The organism is Winogradskyella sp. 266wxhm, assembly GCF_058964685.1.
This window is the reverse complement of sequence record NZ_CM179559.1, coordinates 2,173,805-2,190,974: the sequence shown is the minus strand read 5'-3', so window position 1 is coordinate 2,190,974 and position 17,170 is coordinate 2,173,805. Positions and strand designations below refer to the sequence as shown.

Here is a 17,170-nt window from a genome sequence, read left to right as displayed (position 1 = left end):
AATTGATGTGGAAAAACCGTAATTCTTAGCAATAGCAAAGGTTTCAAGCTCATTTTTACCACTACAAAAATGTAAGATTTAACATAATATTTTATAAATACCCCTTTTCTCTAGCTTCTTGAAGTAAAGTTTCGTCCTTTCCGTCCGAAACAGAAAACAATAATTTAAGCTGTTTTTTTCTTTTTTCTAACGCGCTTGTAGACAACGGAATATACTCATTAAGACTTTTAGTTTTTATCCCTTGAGATAATAAATGGAGTATTTTTCTATTGATGTCATCGACGTAGATTTCACTTGTAAATGTCTTCTTTACATAATTATTCACCGTACTACTATAATATGGAGGTGATTTCAGTATATGCTGAAAAGCATCTGCTAATTCCATAGACGTCAAATCGCTTTTAATCAAAAAGCCATCTGGATCTATTTCTTTAATAATGTTATGAATTCTGAAAGACTCATTAAACATCGTTAAAATAATAATCTTTGCGTTTGGCATTGTTTTTTTGGCCAATAAAGCCAAATCCTCACCAGAAGTATACCTTCCGTCTTCAGATGCAGGCAAGCTTATATCAAAAAAACATACATCATAGTGCGTATTTTTTGAAGCTCTGTTTATCATTATTGCAGCTGTGTCGCAGTTATTTGCCGTATCTATAAGTAGGGTTTGGTCGTCTTCTTTTGTTGCCATTAAAACATTTTGGTAGCCTTCTATGATTATTGGGTGGTCGTCTACCATTAAAATGTTAATATGTTTCATGTTGATTGGTTTGTGTAGGGAATCTTAACATTAACAATTGTACCATTTCCTGATTGAGAATTAAAGGTGATATTTCCGTTAATATCCTCTGCTCGAGAGGTCATATTTTTGAGACCTATACCTTTTTTATTTTTTGAGGCATCAAATCCTTCTCCGTCATCAATGATATCCAAGCAAATTACATCATTTTCTAATGATATACTAATTTTAATAGATTTAGCATTGGCATGTTTATAGATATTTTGCATGGATTCTTGTATAATCCTATAAATGTTGATTTTAGTTTTATTTGGTACAACATCCCAATTTATATCGTCGCAATAATTGAATTCTTGTTCTAAACTATAAGCTTGGGCTTGATTTTCTACAAGTTCTGTAACAATATCCATAAACCCAGAACCCGAAACAAAATCTGTATTAAGCTCATGTGATATTTTACGAATATCGTCTTCAATAGTTTTTAATTGGCTTATATAGTTAGCTCTTGTCATCATAGCTTCTTTACCGTCCTTAAAATTGATACTATCTAAACTAAGTCTAGTACCAAAAAGACGACCTAGTACACCATCATGCAGTTCTTTAGAAACTCTTATCTTTTCTTTTGCTCTTGCCTCATCTACTTTATCTTGCTGACCTAGCATAAGATTATAAATATCTTCATTGGCTTTTTGCTGAACCTGTATTAGTTTAAGCTTTCTATTTTTAGCTCTTTGAGATATAACAATATAAACGAGAATAGCCGTTAAAAGCAATCCTATGGATAAAATCAGCAGATAAAGATTCTCTTTAGATATTTGCTCGTTCTCAGCTTCAAGCTGATCGGTTTCAAATTCTATTCTCGCAAATTTATTTCTAACATTGCGTTCTTTTTTGAGAAGACTATCACTAAGTTTTATATGCTCTTCTAAATACGTATTACTTTCTTCACCTGATGTCAAATCGGCTAGAAGAAGCATAGACTCTAGATACAAATCATTAATAGGTATTTCCTTTGATATTTTATAACTTGTCTTTGCATATTTTAATGAAGAATCAATTTTATTATTTTCCTTATAAAATTTTGCAAGGTCTATGCTTGAGGCTAACTTAATATAAGGGTCCTGAATACTATCTGATATATTTAAAGCTTTCTTAAAATCTTTTTCTAAACTTTCAAAATCATAATTACCTTGAAGAAACTTTGTAAATGCATTGTTATCAACAATTAAAGAATATAAGACTATATCGTTCTTTTTTAACCTTGGCTCATTTAGTAATTCGTCATATATTTTTAGGGCTGTAGAATAATCTCCTTTTCCTCTATAAGGTAAGGCTAAATTATTCATAGACCCTAAATAGCGACTATAATCATCTTTTAATTCCTTTGATATTTTTAATGCTTCTTTATGATATTCAATTGATTTGTCAAAATTCTCTAATTGATTTGACACACTACCTAAAAGATTTAATACCAAATATTTATCAAGAGTATTTTCATTTTCATAAATTCTATTGAAGATCCTCAACGCTTCTACTGCATTTTGTTCACTCCCTAAATAATCTTTTTCATTATCTTGAATAACAGCAATACTATAAAGGATCTCAGCTTTTTCTTTTATAATTTTTAAATCATCAAAATACTGTAATGCTTTTAAAAAATGAGGATAAGCACTTATATTGTCATCTTCTATTTGATAATAATACCATCCTAAGTTTTTATTCGTAAACGCAATCGCAGATGAATCTTCTAATTTGTTCGCCAGTTCTAGATTAACTAAACTAACATTTTTAAAAGTTTCAAAATCACCATTAATCAAATACGAATAAGCAAGATCCCTACTAGTTGCAAGAGAGATAGAGTCATCTTTAATTTTTATTGCTAAATCGTTAGCTCTCTTGGCATAATCGAGTCTTCTATCAGAAGATAAAGATTTGTTAGAAAACAAATCTCTATAATAGCTTACAGAATCATATAATCCTTTAATAGATTGCCCATTCAGATTAGCGAAAAGAAAAACAAAAAAAACAAACAATAAATTCTTCAAGAAGAGTGTATTTAAAAGATCTATCAAATTTAGAATAAATTTTATTAAAAAATCAAGGCTCATATCTATAGATATGAGCCTTGATTTTTATTTTTATTTTTTTAATTCTAACCTTGTCCTGGTAGTTTAATTTCTTTCTTTCCCTCATGGGCTAACAAATCTATTTTTGTAGGTTGCTTTATTTCATTTTCATCTGAAACTACAAGCGTATCTTCAGATTGAACTCCAGAAACAGTAAGTAATAAAACAGCGATTAAGCTTAAAGTAATTTTTAGGGTTTTCATAAGTATTAATTTAGGATTTAATATATAGTTACATGTTCAGCACAACACAAAGTGTTGAATTTGAGGGAAGGGAATGGATAATTAACTATTTAGGTAAAACCTAAAACGTACTAAAATAAAAACAAGGGAATCTTCTAGACGAAAGTCTAGTAATTTTTAGAAAAATGGATTAAAAAATTCCTTAATAAGAGAATTTGAGGGGCTTAAAAAGGACTACAAACATATAACATATTTTACTGCAAGCAAAGAAAATATCGATTAAATAACTATATTTGTCGTCAAAACGCAAAAACACTGTTAATATCTTGTTTATAAAATTCATGTATTCAAGCAAAAATTCTTATTTTTATATATAGTTAATTTTATGATTAAAAGAAGATATTTAGAGTTAATTGTACCACTATCTACATTCATTGTACTAACTACAGTAGTATACATTTTGTACCTCTCATCTGTTAAGGAACATTACTCTGTAATTGAGCAACAATTAACAGATACAGGAAGACTATTATCTAAAGAATTCAAAAACATTATAAAGTCTGATATTGACAGACTTAAAAACCTTAGAGATAGACTTGAAAAATCAAATGGAGATTATTTTTCTAGATGGGAAAATGACGCTTATTTAATCATAGACCAAAATTCATCATTTAAGTTTATTGAGTGGATTGACAGCTCAATGATTATTAAAAAAATCGTCCCTAAAAAAGGTAATGAAGCCGCTTTAAATCTAGATATTTCAAAATTAGACTACCGACGCGACGATTGGATTACTAATACCAAGCTAAATAAAATAAATATGACCTCTTGGCTAAAGCTCACACAAAGTGGTCGCTCATTTTTAGTGGATGTTCCTGTTTACTACAATCATAATTTTCAGGGAACCATTACAGCAGGAATGAACTTTGAAGACAGTTTTAATCACCTTGTAGATTATCTTGAAGATCAATATTCAGTTGAATTATATGATAACAAAGGAAGCTTATTTTTCAAAACTAATACTGACATAAAATTAAAAAGCTCCAGGAATATTGAATATAAAAACAAATTGACTTTAACCGATGTCGGTAACCGTGAGTGGATTATAAAAGTTTTTCCATCAAATAAATTGATTTTAGCTAAAAGTAGAAGGGTTAATAACATTGCACTGATTATCGGCATTATTCTTTCATTATTCACTTCTTTATTAACCTACTTTTACCTAAGAGCTAAAAAAAGCACAAGGTTAGCTAGACTTACCAACTTAGCTTTAAAAAAAGCGAACGAAACTTTAAATTCTGAAAGAGTACGAGCCGAAAAAGCATCTCAAGCCAAAACCGATTTCTTATCCAATATGAGTCATGAGATTAGAACTCCACTTCATGCCATAGTAGGATTTATTGAACTTTAAAAAAACTAGCAAGCTCAACAAGACTAACTTAGAATACCTTCATTTAATGGAGATGTCATCCAATAACCTACTCACTATTGTTAACGACATTCTTGATTTTGAAAAGATTGAATCTGGAAAAATTGAATTATCTAAAGACATCTTTAATCCTTCATTAAAAATAAAAGAGCTAATTAATGTTAACCAACATATTTTTTCACAAAAAGGTCTTTTTCTTAATTCTAATTTTAAAAACACAAAAAACTTAAATGTTGTAGGTGACGAGAGTAAATTTCTCCAAGTCACAAATAACATTTTAAAAAACGCATTGAAATTTACAGATTCGGGTGGAGTAACCGTAACCTACTCTGAGTCGTTAGAAGAAAACAATAGTCTCAAAGTTACTATAAGCATTAAAGATACCGGTATTGGTATCCCAAAAGACAAACTAGATTCAATCTTTGAACGTTTTACTCAAATCGAAAACAGTATAAAAAAACAATATGAAGGTAGCGGATTAGGGCTTGCCATAAGTAAAATTTTTATCAATTTAATGGATGGTGATATTTCTGTGGATAGCAAACTTAACTCTGGTTCAGAATTTCAATTCCATGTAGTTTTTCCTCTTGCACAAAATCAAACATCCATAAAACCTAGTGATAATGATAATATAATAGACTACTCAAAACTAAATACCCTCATTGTTGATGACAATAAAGTAAACATTATTGTTCTAAAGAAATTCTTGAGTGATTTAGGCATCTTAGCAGATGTTGCCCATAATGGCAAAGTAGCTTTAGATATGTCAAGGAAAAATGACTATCACCTTATTTTTATGGATATTCACATGCCTGAAATGGATGGCTGGGAAGCTACAAGAGAAATAAGAAAAAATAATAAAGATGTTATAATTTTTGGTATCTCAGCCAATGTAACAACAGACGCCATTAATCAATCTGTTAGTACAGGAATGGACAATTACCTTACCAAACCATTTAAGAAAAGCCACTTACAACAGCTTTTATACTATCACTTTAAAAGATAAAACAATACCCTAAAGCTATCCTACAAATCAAGAATAGTAAAACTCCAAGATCCTTTTATAAATTGTCCATTATCACCTTTTATTATACCAACTTGAAAACCTTTTTTTGTTCTAAACAAATAACCTATTGAAGTAAAATAATGATCTTGATCTCCATCATCAACCAGTTCTTGAGTCAATTGAATAATATAATCATCATGAAGAACTAAACCACATGGAAGTTCAACCTTATACATATTTTCCGAATAAACACCCATAGTACTAATCGATATACCAGGCGTGGCGTTATAAATAGTCCCATCAGACTTTACATTTCCTACAGCTATAACATTTGGCATTGTAATTTTTTTTAATTAATAACATTTTAAAAGTACAACAACAAACAATAGAATAATATACGTAAAGTTACGTATCTTTTAGATTTTCAAAACTTTACAAACATCACAAAACAAAAAGCATCCCTATTTTCTATAAAGAAAAAAGGAAAGCCTTTCATTGGTAAATCCCTAAATACTTAGGTTTCTACTACGTCTCATCCTCTTTTAAGGATGAGCACAACACAACATCTTTTAATCGCAAAAAAAAGCCTCAATTTCTTGAAGCTTTAGCAATTTTTGCGGTCTGGACGGGACTCGAACCCGCGACCTTCGCCGTGACAGGGCGACATTCTAACCAACTGAACTACCAGACCGTTGCGTAATTGCGAGGGCAAATATACACTGCATTTTTAATTCCACAAACAAAAATCAAAAAAAATAGCTAAATATCTAAACAAATTTTTGTCGCTCTAGCATGTAAGTCGTCAATATACTATTAAAACCAGCCTTGATATCTGCCTCAACATACTTAATTTTGTATTGCCCACATTTTAACTTCAAGTTTTTAAAATACTCATTTACAGATTTTTCATAGTTATCTTTTATATTATCTGGATATAAATTAATGAAATCACCTGTTTCAATATCTATAAAACGCTTAGGCCTATTGTCAAAATTAAAGGTTAGCTCTTTTTCTTTATCAAAAACATGAAATAATACCACTTCATGTTTATTATGCTTTAAATGTCTTAACGCTTCAAATAATTTTTCATCATCTTCTGCAGTTTGAAACATATCGGTAAAAACAAAAATTAATGAACGTCTATGAATTTTTTCAGCAATCTGATGCAAATATTTATAAGTTTCTGTGGTCTTAGTTTCTGGTTTAGAAACTACTGCTTCATTTAATTTACTCAACAACATTTGATGATGTCTCTCACTTCCTTTTTCTGGTGCATAAAAATCATAATTATCACTATAAATACTTAAACCTACAGCATCACGTTGCTTTTTTAGAATATGCATTAGAGAGGCTGAAGCTAATGCTGAAAACGCTACTTTGTTAAGATTATCTATTGTTGTACCCGCAGATTTAGGATAGTGCATTGAGGTACTATTGTCTACAATGAGATGACATCTTAGATTTGTTTCTTCATCATAACGTTTGGTATACAAACGATCTGTTTTTGCAAACAACTTCCAATCTATATGTTTGGTACTTTCACCTTGATTATAAATTTTATGCTCAGCAAATTCTGCCGAAAAACCGTGAAAAGGACTTTTATGCATCCCAGCAATAAAACCTTCAACAACTTGTTTTGCTAAAAGCTCTAGGTTTTTAAATCCACCTGTTTTATTAAGTTCTAATTGTAAGTCCATAAGCCTATCCTGACCTTCCAAAAAGGAAGAAACTACTACTGGTTTGTATAAATTTTAGTTTTTGAAACGACTATTGGCTGGTGCGTTAGCGATTGCAACGGCATCCTTTATTGTTTTTAAAAAAACAATAAAGATATAGTGGAAAGCGCGACAGGCTGAAAGCGTGTAACGCAAAAAAAACTAATAGAATCTAAACTAAAAAAGGTTTGCCGTATAGACAAACCTTTTATTATTTCTTTTAGAAGATTTTTTTTACAATAATGCATCAATTGCATCTGCGTAAGCGTTTTTTGGTGCTACACCTACTTGACGACCTACTACTTCTCCATTTTGAAAAACCAATACTGTTGGGATGTTTCTAACTCCATATTTTGCAGCAAATTCTTGATTTGCATCTACATCTACCTTACCAACTACTGCTTTACCTTCGTACTCTGTACTGATCTCGTCAATGATTGGTCCTACCATACGGCAAGGTCCACACCATGCAGCCCAAAAATCTACCATTACAGGCTTATCACTCTTTAATACAGTTTCTTCAAAATTTGCATCTGTTATTTCTAATGCCATAATATTTATCTTAAATTAGTTTTACTTCTTTTTAATACACAAAATTAGTCAAAAAATTTACCAAACCTTACACTGGTTATATTTGATTTGACTATAACTTTATTGTTTTGATTTATATTAGTTTAGCTTATAGCGCACATCATAACTAGTTAAACCATGTAATAGCTCCTGAGAAATTTTTACTTTTTGAACTCTACTAGGCATAGTTACTTTTATTTTTTCCTTAGTGTCGTAAACTATAAAGTTTAAGTTATTTGTGCCTGGATGAATCCTTAATAATTCCTGAAGCTCTATAACTTTCTGCTCATCAAAATCATTGATATCTAATTGTATAGAAAGTTTCTTTGCATAGGTTTCCATAACGTCGTGCAACAATTGGAAGTTATTAAACTGAATTCTTGGTTCCCCTTTTTTACCTGTATCTCTATTCACCCAACCTTCTCTTACAAATGCTCTAACATAAACAAAGGAATTGACCACAAAAAAGTGTCTAAATTTTAAATAGTCTTCACCAAAAATTCTGAATTCAAAACTATCTGAATAATCTTCTATGGTAAATAAAGCCCAACCTTTTCCTTGTTTGCTTACACGATGCTGTACATCGGTTACTACACCTCCAAAAGTAATTTCTCTGTTTACAACAGCATTTAAATCTTTAAAAGCTGAAATAGTGCCATTACAAAAGGTTTTCATCTCTATTTTGAAATCATCAAGCGGATGACCAGAAATATAAATTCCAACCACTTCTTTTTCACGTGATAATTTCTCCATTGTTCCCCAATCTTCACAAGGTGGCACTTGAGGCTCGGCAATTTGCACATCGCTAGCTTCACCAAACAAACTCACCTGAGCTGAATTTTCATTTTCTTGATGCTTAGCTCCATATTTCACTGCTTTTTCTAAAAAGGTAATACCATCACCATCATCTGCAAAATATTGTGCGCGATGGGTGCCTTCAAAACAATCAAAACCTCCAGCATTTGCTAAACCTTCAAATGCTTTTTTATTGGCCGCTCTTAAATCTATTCGCTTAGCTAAATCGAAAATAGATTTGTAATTACCACCTTCTCTTCTACCTTCTACAATGGTTTTCACTGCACCATGGCCAACACCTTTTATTGCTCCCATTCCAAAACGAACAGCATTGTCTTGGTTTACAGAAAACTTGTAATAACTTTCGTTGACACTAGGTCCTAAAACAGGAAGTCGCATACGCTTACACTCTTCCATAAAAAAGGTTACGGACTTAATATCGTTCATGTTATTAGAAAGCACAGCAGCCATATATTCTGCAGGATAATGTGCTTTTAAATAAGCCGTTTGATAAGCAATCCATGCATAACAAGTGGAATGCGATTTATTGAAGGCGTAACTCGCAAAAGCTTCCCAATCTTTCCAGATTTTTTCAAGTTTTGCCTTATCCATACCTTTTGCAGCAGCTTGCTCAATGAATTTAGGCTTCATTTTATCTAGAACCGCTTTCTGTTTTTTACCCATAGCTTTTCTCAAGACATCGGCTTCACCTTTAGTGAAATCTGCCAATTTCTGAGATAATAACATTACTTGCTCTTGGTAAACCGTAATGCCATAAGTTTCTGCTAAATATTCTTCAGTTTCAGGTAAATCGTAAACTATTTCTTCATCTCCATGTTTACGACTAATGAAACTTGGAATATATTCCATAGGACCTGGACGATATAATGCGTTCATGGCAATTAAATCATCAAAAACCGTTGGCTTAAGATGTTTCATATGCTTTTGCATTCCAGGAGATTCATATTGAAAAATCCCTACTGTTTCTCCACGTTGGAAAAGTGCATAGGTTTCTTCATCATCTAATGGGAAGTTTTCAGGGTCGAGTTCAATACCATGCTTTGCTTTTACAATTTTTACCGTATCCTTGATTAACGTTAATGTTTTTAATCCAAGGAAATCCATTTTTAGAAGACCAGCACTTTCTACAACCGAGTTATCAAACTGAGTAACATATAAATCTGAATCCTTAGCCACGGAAACTGGCACATAGTTAGTAATATCACCTGGTGTAATGATTACTCCACAAGCATGAATTCCCGTATTACGAACCGAACCTTCTAAAACCCTAGCCTGATTAACCGTTTCAGCCTGTAGATCTTGCCCATCTGATATATTGAGAAGTTGATTAACTTTCTCTAATTCTTCCGCTCTAAACTTACTACCTAATTCTTTTTCGCTAAGCCCGAATATTTTTCCAAGCTTAGACATATTTGGAATTAACTTGGCAATATGATCAGCTTCATTTAAAGGCAAATCCAATACCCTAGCCGTATCTCTAATTGAAGATTTGGCCGCCATAGTGCCGTAAGTAATAATCTGTGCTACTTGATTAGCGCCATATTTATCAATTACGTATTGCATAACTCTACCTCGACCTTCATCATCAAAATCGATATCGATATCAGGCATACTCACACGATCTGGATTTAAGAAACGCTCAAAAAGTAAATCGTACTTTATTGGGTCTATATTGGTAATCCATAAACAGTATGCTACTACCGAACCTGCTGCCGAACCACGACCAGGACCAACCGACACATCCATTTTTCGTGCTTCACGAATGAAATCTTCTACAATTAAGAAGTAACCTGGATAACCTGTGTTTTCAATCACACTAAGCTCAAAGTCTAAGCGCTCTTTTATTTCTGGTGTGATTTCACCATAGCGCTTTTCTGCACCTTTATAGGTAAGGTGTTTTAAAAATGCATTTTCACCTCGTTTACCACCATCTTTTTCGTCATCAGGATGTTTGAATTCATCTGGAATATCAAATTTTGGAAGTAATACATCCCTAGCTAATTCAAAAGGTTCAATTTTATCTACAACATCTTGAATATTGACTATTGCTTCAGGAATGTCTCTGAAGAGCGCTTTCATTTCTTCAGTAGACTTAAAGTAATATTCCTTATTTGGCAAACCATAACGGTAACCTCTACCTCTACCTATTGGTGTAGCTTGTTTTTCGCCATCTTTTACACAAAGTAAAATATCGTGTGCGTTGGCATTTTCTTGCTCAACATAATAGGTGTTGTTTGTAGCAATTAATTTTACATTGTGTTTATGCGCAAACTGAATTAAAACTTCATTTACCCTATTTTCATCTTCTTGGTTATGGCGCATCAATTCGATATACAAATCGTCACCAAACGTATCTTTCCACCATATTAAGGCTTCTTCAGCTTGATTTTCACCAACATTTAAAACCTTGCTCGGAACTTCTCCATAAAGGTTCCCAGTTAAACAAATAAGATCTTCTTTATATTGTTCTATTAATTTTTTATCTATTCTAGGAACATAATAAAACCCATCAGTAAAAGCAGCAGAAGACAGTTTAGCTAAATTATGATAGCCTTTTTTATTCTTTGCTAAAAGTACAATTTGATAACCATTGTCTTTTCGGGTTTTGTCTAAATGATCTTCACAAACAAAGAATTCACATCCAACAATTGGTTTTATAATTTTCCCTTTTTTCTCTTCTCCCTTTTCTTCAGCTTCATCATGCTGAGCCTTTACAGTTCTATTATGAGCTGAAACTGCACTTACAAAATGAAAAGCTCCCATCATATTACCATGATCCGTAAGAGCAACTGCAGGCATATCTTCTTTGGCGGCAGCAGCAACTAAATCCTTAATGCTGATAGTAGATTGAAGGATAGAAAACTGCGAATGGTTATGCAAATGCACAAAATCGGCATCTGAAAGTTTTGCTGCAGCTTCTTTATTTGTTTTGGTCGGAACCGAAGAGATTTGTTCTTTTTGAAGTCTTTCGTTAATCTTTGCACTTTCTCGCTTTAGATTAACATGCTTTAGACCTATAAGTTGAATTTCAGCTGGATTTTCTTTTGAAAATTCCTGAAAGTAGTCTGGCTGAACATCGAGTTGTTCCTTAGTATATTCTTGTCGTCTTACTAATTCTAAAAAACAACGTGTTGTTGCCTCCACATCGGCTGTTGCGTTATGGGCTTCAGCAAAAGGCTCATTAAATAAAAACTCGTGTAATTCCGTTAATGTCGGTAATTTGAATTTCCCACCTCTACCACCAGGTATTTTACACAGTTCTGCGGTATGCTCGGTACAAGTATCTAAAACTGGTAACTCTTGAAGTTGATTTGCGATGTCTTCTCTTACAAATTCAGCTCCCATGATATTTAAATCGAACCCTACATTTTGCCCAACAACAAACTTTGTTTTGGAAAGTGCAACATTAAACTTTTCTAAAACCTCTAAAAGCGGTACACCCTGTTCTTGGGCTAGTTCGGTAGAAATCCCATGAATTTTTTCTGCATCATAAGGGATATTGAAGCCATCAGGTTGAATAAGATAATCTTGATGATCTACACAATTACCCATCTCATCATGCAACTGCCAAGCAATCTGAATAGCTCTTGGCCAGTTATCGGTATCCGTAATTGGTGCATCCCATCGCTTTGGTAAACCGGTAGTTTCTGTATCGAAGATTAAGTACATAAAAGCCCCTTTTAATTTCTTTTTCGAAGATTATCACCCTGAACTCTTTTCAGGGTCTATTTATATGTTGAAATGCTAAATCAAGACTTCGACAAGCTCAGTCTGACAGTTCTCAACAACAAAATAAAATAGCATATAAAATTACACAGAATTTGTACTTTTCTGAAATGAAGTTATAAACACATATCAACAAAAAAAGCATTACTTAAAATTAAGTAACGCTTTTTAATATGTAAATATTTTTTAGTGATTTACGCTTGAAGATAATCTGGCACTCCATCGCCATCTGTATCAAGAGCATCATCAGGATTTCCATCTCCGTTTGGATCTGCATTTTCATCTATAGTAAGTATTCCATCACCATCATCATCATTATCTAAATAATTTGGAACACCATCTCCATCAGTATCGCCTTCTCCAATTTCATAGATGGTTAAAATCCCATCACCATCGTCATCGTTATCTAAATAATCTACATCACCATCACCATCTGTATCAATAGGATTTCCATTTTCATCAACAGCTTCATCTAATGTTGGCACACCATCTCCATCATCATCATCATCCAAGTAATTTGGGACACCATCTCCATCAATATCATCATTAGTTAAATCTCCATCTCCATTAAAATCCTCAAACACATCAGGAATACCATCACTATCGGAATCATTACAATCTAATGTATCTATTTCTGCTTGAATACTACCATCATCATCTCCACAAATTTCAATTTGAGCTTGTAGATAAAAATGATATTGAGCGCACTTTTCAATGTAATTTCCAATTGTAGCAGTTACATATTGTGATTCTGCCTCTGCTCTGTTAGACGTCGCCATTTCGCATGTTATCTGACAATCTCCTAAGCTATCTATTTCTTCTTGTATTGATCCATCCAAATCTCCACAATAATTTTGCTGTAATATCAAAGCTTCCCTGTAGGCATTACACGCTATAGCAAAAACTTCATCATCAATAAACTCTAAAGACTGACTATAAGTTGCTTGATACGCTACCAAGGCAGTTTCAGCGTCCAATTCTGTATCAGCACACACGATTGGGTTCGTAGGTATAGAACCAAAAGCTAATGGCACTTTATAAAAAATACCATTATTGAATCCTATTGAATTCATACCAGAAGCATCAAAACCTAAAAATCTAAATGTACCTGTAAAAGTTGCATTTGCATAATCTATCTCATCTATTGTTATTTCACCAAGTTCTGGATAAATGGAAACATCCTCGTCCGGATCATTAGAGGTAGAATATCTAGTTCCAAAAGCATCAATATATTCAGCATAAGTTGCTTCAACATCTCCAACAACAAAATCTGCCTCTATAACTGATGGCACTACTAAGTTTACAGTTTCATAATTATTAGTTCCAGTAATAGTTAAATAACCATCAGCTCCAATACTTGCAGAAAAGCTATTTGCTCTCCAAAGCTCATATTCGCGGTCTCCTTGAAAAGCTGGTGTATTAAATTGTACTTCGTCGCCACAACTAAATAGTGTTAAAAAAACTAGGGATAAGAGTAGTAATTTTTTCATCTTATAACAGGGAAAATTTATCAATGTTTCAAATATAACGAAACAAGAGTCCCAAAAGTATAATAATTTTTAATACTTACACTATCTTTATAAGTGTTTCGGTTAAAAAGGAATTCTTTTAGTTAAAGTGAAATAAAGCACTGTAAATTAAAAAAATGTATTATCTTTGCGCCCTCATTAATAACAGAGGTCGTGTACCTCACTAATTAATTATTATGCCTGTAAAAATCAGATTACAAAGACACGGTAAAAAAGGAAAACCTTATTACTGGATCGTAGCAGCGGATTCTCGCGCTAAAAGAGATGGTAAATACCTAGAAAAATTAGGTGCTTACAACCCAAACACTAACCCTGCAACTATAGATTTAGATATCGATGGTGCTGTAAAGTGGTTACAAAATGGTGCTCAACCAACTGACACTGCAAAAGCAATTTTATCTTATAAAGGTGCTATGCTAAAAAATCACTTAGCTGGTGGTGTTAGAAAAGGCGCTTTAACTGAAGAGCAAGCTGAAGAAAAATTCAACGCTTGGTTAGAGGAAAAAGCAGCTAAAATTCAAGCAAAAGCAGATGGTTTGTCTAAAGCAGACGCAGATGCTAAAGCAAAAGCATTAGAAGCTGAAAAAGCAGTAAATGAAGCTCGTATAGCTGCAGCTGCTCCAGTTGTTGAAGAAGAAGTAGCTGAAGAAGTTGCAACTGAGGAAACAACAGCATCTAACGAAGAAGAGTAAAAAATTTAATTTTATACTTTTAAACCCTGACATTTACAGTCAGGGTTTTTTTATATCAAATTTTATGAAGAAAGAAGAATGCTTTTATTTGGGTAGAATTGTAAAAAAGTACAGCTTTAAAGGAGAACTTTTGGCAAAACTAGACACTGATGAACCAGAACTATATGAGAATTTAGATGCTATATTCTTAGATTTAAGAGGAAACCTAGTGCCTTTTTTTATAGAACATTCTCAATTACACAAATCAGATTTGTTGCGTCTAAAATTTGAAGATGTAGATGATGAAGCTGATGCTGATGCGCTCATAAAAACCGAACTTTATCTTCCATTAGAGTTTTTACCAAAGCTTGAAGGCAATAAATTTTACTTTCACGAAGTCATAGGTTTTACCATAAAAGATAAAACCTTTGGCAAGGTTGGTATAATTAATGCTGTAAACGATTCTACTGCTCAAGCCCTTTTTGAGGTTGATAGAGATGGTACAGAAATTTTAATACCAATGAACGATGAATTTATTGTAAAAGTTGACCGAGCAAACAAAACCATTGAGGTTGATACTCCTGCTGGGTTGATTGATTTATACTTAGAAAACTAGCTATAGTTCTGAACTTGTTTTCGAATCTTTGTAAAACTATTCTTTCTAGATGCTGAAATAAATTCAGTATAACAACAAAAATGAGTAAGCCCTTTAAATTCAAACAGTTTACAGTAAAACAAGATCGTTGCGCCATGAAAATTGGCACAGATGGAGTTTTATTAGGTGCGTGGACTTCTGTAAAACATAATCCCTTTAGTGTTTTAGATATAGGTGCTGGTACAGGTATCTTGAGTCTTATGATAGCTCAAAAAAGTCATGCTGAACAAATTGAAGCCATTGAAATAGATGATGATGCCTATGAGCAATGTGCTGAGAATTTCGAAAACTCCCCTTGGAACGACCGTTTGTTTTGCCACCACGCTTCACTTTTAGAATTTGTTGAAGAGGTTGAAGACGCTTTCGATTTAATTATTTGTAATCCACCCTTCTATTCTGAAGATTATAAAACCGAAAAAAAATCAAGGGATTTAGCGCGTTTTAATGACGCTATGCCGTTTAAGCACATAATATATGCCGTTGCACATTTACTTGCTGAAGATGGGATTTTTTCAATCATTATTCCTAAAAAAGAAGAAAGCGAGTTTATTGAATTAGCTTCTACTATTGGACTTCACGCCCAACGTATGCTTCATGTTAAAGGAAATCCTGATGCTGACGTAAAACGCAGCTTAATTGAGTTTAGTTATATGGAAAATGAGGTTGAAATCTCAGAATTAATTATTGAAACTGACCGTCATAACTATACTGAAGATTACATTAATCTCACCAAAGATTTTTATTTGAAAATGTAAACTAGTCTTTGCACCCTGAAAACGTTTTCGTTACTTTTGTTGTCCATAAAAAACTGAAAACAACAATCAATAATGAAACCAGATTTATTCGAAGCTCCTGATTATTATAACTTAGACGAATTACTTTCAGAAGAACACAAATTGGTGCGTGATGCAGCCAGAGAATGGGTAAAACGAGACGTTTCCCCAATTATTGAAGAAGCAGCTCAAAAAGCAGAATTTCCAAAATCTATTATTGGTGGTTTGGCTGAAATTGGCGCTTTCGGGCCATATATTCCTGAAGAGTATGGAGGAGCAGGTTTAGACCAAATTTCTTATGGTCTTATCATGCAAGAAATAGAACGTGGAGATTCTGGAGTACGTAGTACAGCATCTGTACAATCGTCTTTAGTAATGTATCCTATCTGGAAATATGGTAATGAAGAGCAACGTCAAAAATACTTACCTAAATTAGCCTCTGGTGAATGGATGGGTTGTTTTGGTCTTACTGAACCAGATCACGGAAGTAATCCTGGTGGAATGGTTACAAATTTTAAAGATATGGGAGACCACTATCTTTTAAATGGTGCTAAAATGTGGATTTCAAATGCACCTTTTGCACAAGTTGCAGTTGTGTGGGCAAAGAATGAAGAAGGTCGTATTCATGGACTGATAGTAGAACGCGGCATGGAAGGTTTCTCTACACCAGAAACGCACAACAAATGGTCGCTTAGAGCTTCTGCTACTGGAGAATTAATTTTTGACAACGTTAAAGTTCCGAAAGAAAATCTATTACCTAACAAATCTGGATTAGGAGCTCCACTTGGGTGTTTAGACTCTGCTCGTTACGGTATTGCTTGGGGAGCCATTGGTGCTGCAATGGACTGCTACGATACTGCTTTAAGATACAGTAAAGAGCGTATTCAGTTTGGTAAGCCAATTGGACAGTTTCAATTACAACAGAAGAAATTAGCCGAAATGATTACAGAAATCACCAAAGCACAATTATTAACTTGGAGACTTGGTGTTTTACGTAATAACGGTAAAGCAACCTCTGCACAAATTTCTATGGCTAAACGTAATAATGTGGACATGGCAATAAATATTGCTCGTGAAGCTAGACAAATGCTTGGAGGTATGGGAATCACTGGTGAATATAGCATTATGCGCCATTCTATGAACTTAGAAAGTGTAATTACTTATGAAGGTACACATGACATTCATTTGTTAATTACAGGGCTAGATATTACAGGTCTAAATGCTTTTAAATAA

At 33.1% G+C, this 17,170-nt stretch carries 14 protein-coding genes and 1 tRNA gene; 6 read left to right on the top strand and 9 right to left on the bottom strand.

The annotated features are described in order from the left end of the window. Nucleotides 1-91 precede the first annotated feature (91 nt). The 3 genes from AC2H4K_RS09655 to AC2H4K_RS09645 form a co-directional block, all read right to left on the bottom strand. Complete coding sequence (locus AC2H4K_RS09655) at nucleotides 92-760, bottom strand: response regulator (RefSeq protein ID WP_281139085.1); 669 nt, start codon at nucleotides 758-760, stop codon at nucleotides 92-94. Next, nucleotides 757-2,784 carry a tetratricopeptide repeat-containing sensor histidine kinase gene (locus tag AC2H4K_RS09650; RefSeq protein ID WP_281139086.1) on the bottom strand — a complete coding sequence of 676 codons (2,028 nt, stop codon included), beginning with the start codon at nucleotides 2,782-2,784 and terminating at the stop codon, nucleotides 757-759. The genes AC2H4K_RS09655 and AC2H4K_RS09650 overlap by 4 nt, the downstream gene beginning before the upstream one ends. Before the next feature lie 107 nt (nucleotides 2,785-2,891). Continuing rightward, entirely contained in the window at nucleotides 2,892-3,068 is a 177-nt protein-coding gene (locus AC2H4K_RS09645; RefSeq protein WP_281139087.1) for a hypothetical protein, read from the bottom strand. Between the two features lie 364 nt (nucleotides 3,069-3,432). Here AC2H4K_RS09645 and AC2H4K_RS09640 point away from each other — a divergent pair, with 364 nt between their 5' ends. Further along, nucleotides 3,433-4,458: a histidine kinase dimerization/phospho-acceptor domain-containing protein gene (locus AC2H4K_RS09640; RefSeq protein WP_281139088.1), complete on the top strand. Its 1,026-nt coding sequence runs from the start codon at nucleotides 3,433-3,435 to the stop codon at nucleotides 4,456-4,458. 46 nt (nucleotides 4,459-4,504) lie between these two features. Beyond that, nucleotides 4,505-5,482 carry an ATP-binding protein gene (locus AC2H4K_RS09635; RefSeq protein ID WP_281139089.1) on the top strand — a complete coding sequence of 326 codons (978 nt, stop codon included), beginning with the start codon at nucleotides 4,505-4,507 and terminating at the stop codon, nucleotides 5,480-5,482. 20 nt (nucleotides 5,483-5,502) lie between these two features. Here AC2H4K_RS09635 and AC2H4K_RS09630 read toward each other — a convergent pair whose 3' ends face one another. The 6 genes from AC2H4K_RS09630 to AC2H4K_RS09605 all read right to left on the bottom strand — a co-directional run bounded on the left by AC2H4K_RS09630 (nucleotide 5,503) and on the right by AC2H4K_RS09605 (nucleotide 13,799). Next, nucleotides 5,503-5,820 (bottom strand): hypothetical protein, encoded by a 318-nt coding sequence (locus AC2H4K_RS09630; protein ID WP_281139090.1) that lies wholly within the window; start codon nucleotides 5,818-5,820, stop codon nucleotides 5,503-5,505. A gap of 279 nt (nucleotides 5,821-6,099) precedes the next feature. Beyond that, nucleotides 6,100-6,173: transfer RNA gene (locus AC2H4K_RS09625), tRNA-Asp, on the bottom strand. A gap of 76 nt (nucleotides 6,174-6,249) precedes the next feature. Beyond that, a complete protein-coding gene (locus tag AC2H4K_RS09620) occupies nucleotides 6,250-7,179 on the bottom strand; it encodes a DUF58 domain-containing protein (protein ID WP_281139110.1) in 930 nt (309 codons plus the stop codon). A 252-nt stretch (nucleotides 7,180-7,431) separates the two neighbouring features. Then, entirely contained in the window at nucleotides 7,432-7,749 is a 318-nt protein-coding gene (gene trxA / locus AC2H4K_RS09615; RefSeq protein WP_281139111.1) for a thioredoxin, read from the bottom strand. A 117-nt stretch (nucleotides 7,750-7,866) separates the two neighbouring features. Further along, entirely contained in the window at nucleotides 7,867-12,252 is a 4,386-nt protein-coding gene (gene dnaE, locus AC2H4K_RS09610; protein ID WP_493742361.1) for a DNA polymerase III subunit alpha, read from the bottom strand. Between the two features lie 251 nt (nucleotides 12,253-12,503). Beyond that, a complete protein-coding gene (locus AC2H4K_RS09605; RefSeq protein ID WP_281139113.1) occupies nucleotides 12,504-13,799 on the bottom strand; it encodes a DUF6252 domain-containing protein in 1,296 nt (431 codons plus the stop codon). 215 nt (nucleotides 13,800-14,014) lie between these two features. Between AC2H4K_RS09605 and AC2H4K_RS09600 the strand changes: the two genes are divergently transcribed. The 4 genes from AC2H4K_RS09600 to AC2H4K_RS09585 all read left to right on the top strand — a co-directional run bounded on the left by AC2H4K_RS09600 (nucleotide 14,015) and on the right by AC2H4K_RS09585 (nucleotide 17,170). Further along, entirely contained in the window at nucleotides 14,015-14,530 is a 516-nt protein-coding gene (locus tag AC2H4K_RS09600; protein ID WP_281139114.1) for a 30S ribosomal protein S16, read from the top strand. A gap of 64 nt (nucleotides 14,531-14,594) precedes the next feature. Further along, a complete protein-coding gene (rimM, locus tag AC2H4K_RS09595) occupies nucleotides 14,595-15,125 on the top strand; it encodes a ribosome maturation factor RimM (RefSeq protein WP_281139115.1) in 531 nt (176 codons plus the stop codon). 80 nt (nucleotides 15,126-15,205) lie between these two features. Further along, on the top strand, nucleotides 15,206-15,919 hold the full coding sequence (locus AC2H4K_RS09590; RefSeq protein WP_493742360.1) for a tRNA1(Val) (adenine(37)-N6)-methyltransferase: 714 nt from the start codon (nucleotides 15,206-15,208) through the stop codon (nucleotides 15,917-15,919). A gap of 72 nt (nucleotides 15,920-15,991) precedes the next feature. Further along, complete coding sequence (locus AC2H4K_RS09585) at nucleotides 15,992-17,170, top strand: acyl-CoA dehydrogenase family protein (RefSeq protein ID WP_281139117.1); 1,179 nt, start codon at nucleotides 15,992-15,994, stop codon at nucleotides 17,168-17,170.

Bases quoted from the DNA above. Each gene is read 5' to 3' on its own strand.
- AC2H4K_RS09585 (WP_281139117.1), top strand. From the start codon at position 15,992: ATGAAACCAGATTTATTCGAAGCTCCTGATTATTATAACTTAGACGAA.
- AC2H4K_RS09655 (WP_281139085.1), bottom strand. From the start codon at position 760: ATGAAACATATTAACATTTTAATGGTAGACGACCACCCAATAATCATA.
- AC2H4K_RS09620 (WP_281139110.1), bottom strand. From the start codon at position 7,179: ATGGACTTACAATTAGAACTTAATAAAACAGGTGGATTTAAAAACCTA.
- AC2H4K_RS09640 (WP_281139088.1), top strand. From the start codon at position 3,433: ATGATTAAAAGAAGATATTTAGAGTTAATTGTACCACTATCTACATTC.
- AC2H4K_RS09635 (WP_281139089.1), top strand. From the start codon at position 4,505: ATGGAGATGTCATCCAATAACCTACTCACTATTGTTAACGACATTCTT.
- AC2H4K_RS09600 (WP_281139114.1), top strand. From the start codon at position 14,015: ATGCCTGTAAAAATCAGATTACAAAGACACGGTAAAAAAGGAAAACCT.
- AC2H4K_RS09630 (WP_281139090.1), bottom strand. From the start codon at position 5,820: ATGCCAAATGTTATAGCTGTAGGAAATGTAAAGTCTGATGGGACTATT.
- AC2H4K_RS09590 (WP_493742360.1), top strand. From the start codon at position 15,206: ATGAGTAAGCCCTTTAAATTCAAACAGTTTACAGTAAAACAAGATCGT.
- AC2H4K_RS09645 (WP_281139087.1), bottom strand. From the start codon at position 3,068: ATGAAAACCCTAAAAATTACTTTAAGCTTAATCGCTGTTTTATTACTT.
- AC2H4K_RS09605 (WP_281139113.1), bottom strand. From the start codon at position 13,799: ATGAAAAAATTACTACTCTTATCCCTAGTTTTTTTAACACTATTTAGT.
- trxA (WP_281139111.1), bottom strand. From the start codon at position 7,749: ATGGCATTAGAAATAACAGATGCAAATTTTGAAGAAACTGTATTAAAG.
- rimM (WP_281139115.1), top strand. From the start codon at position 14,595: ATGAAGAAAGAAGAATGCTTTTATTTGGGTAGAATTGTAAAAAAGTAC.
- dnaE (WP_493742361.1), bottom strand. From the start codon at position 12,252: ATGTACTTAATCTTCGATACAGAAACTACCGGTTTACCAAAGCGATGG.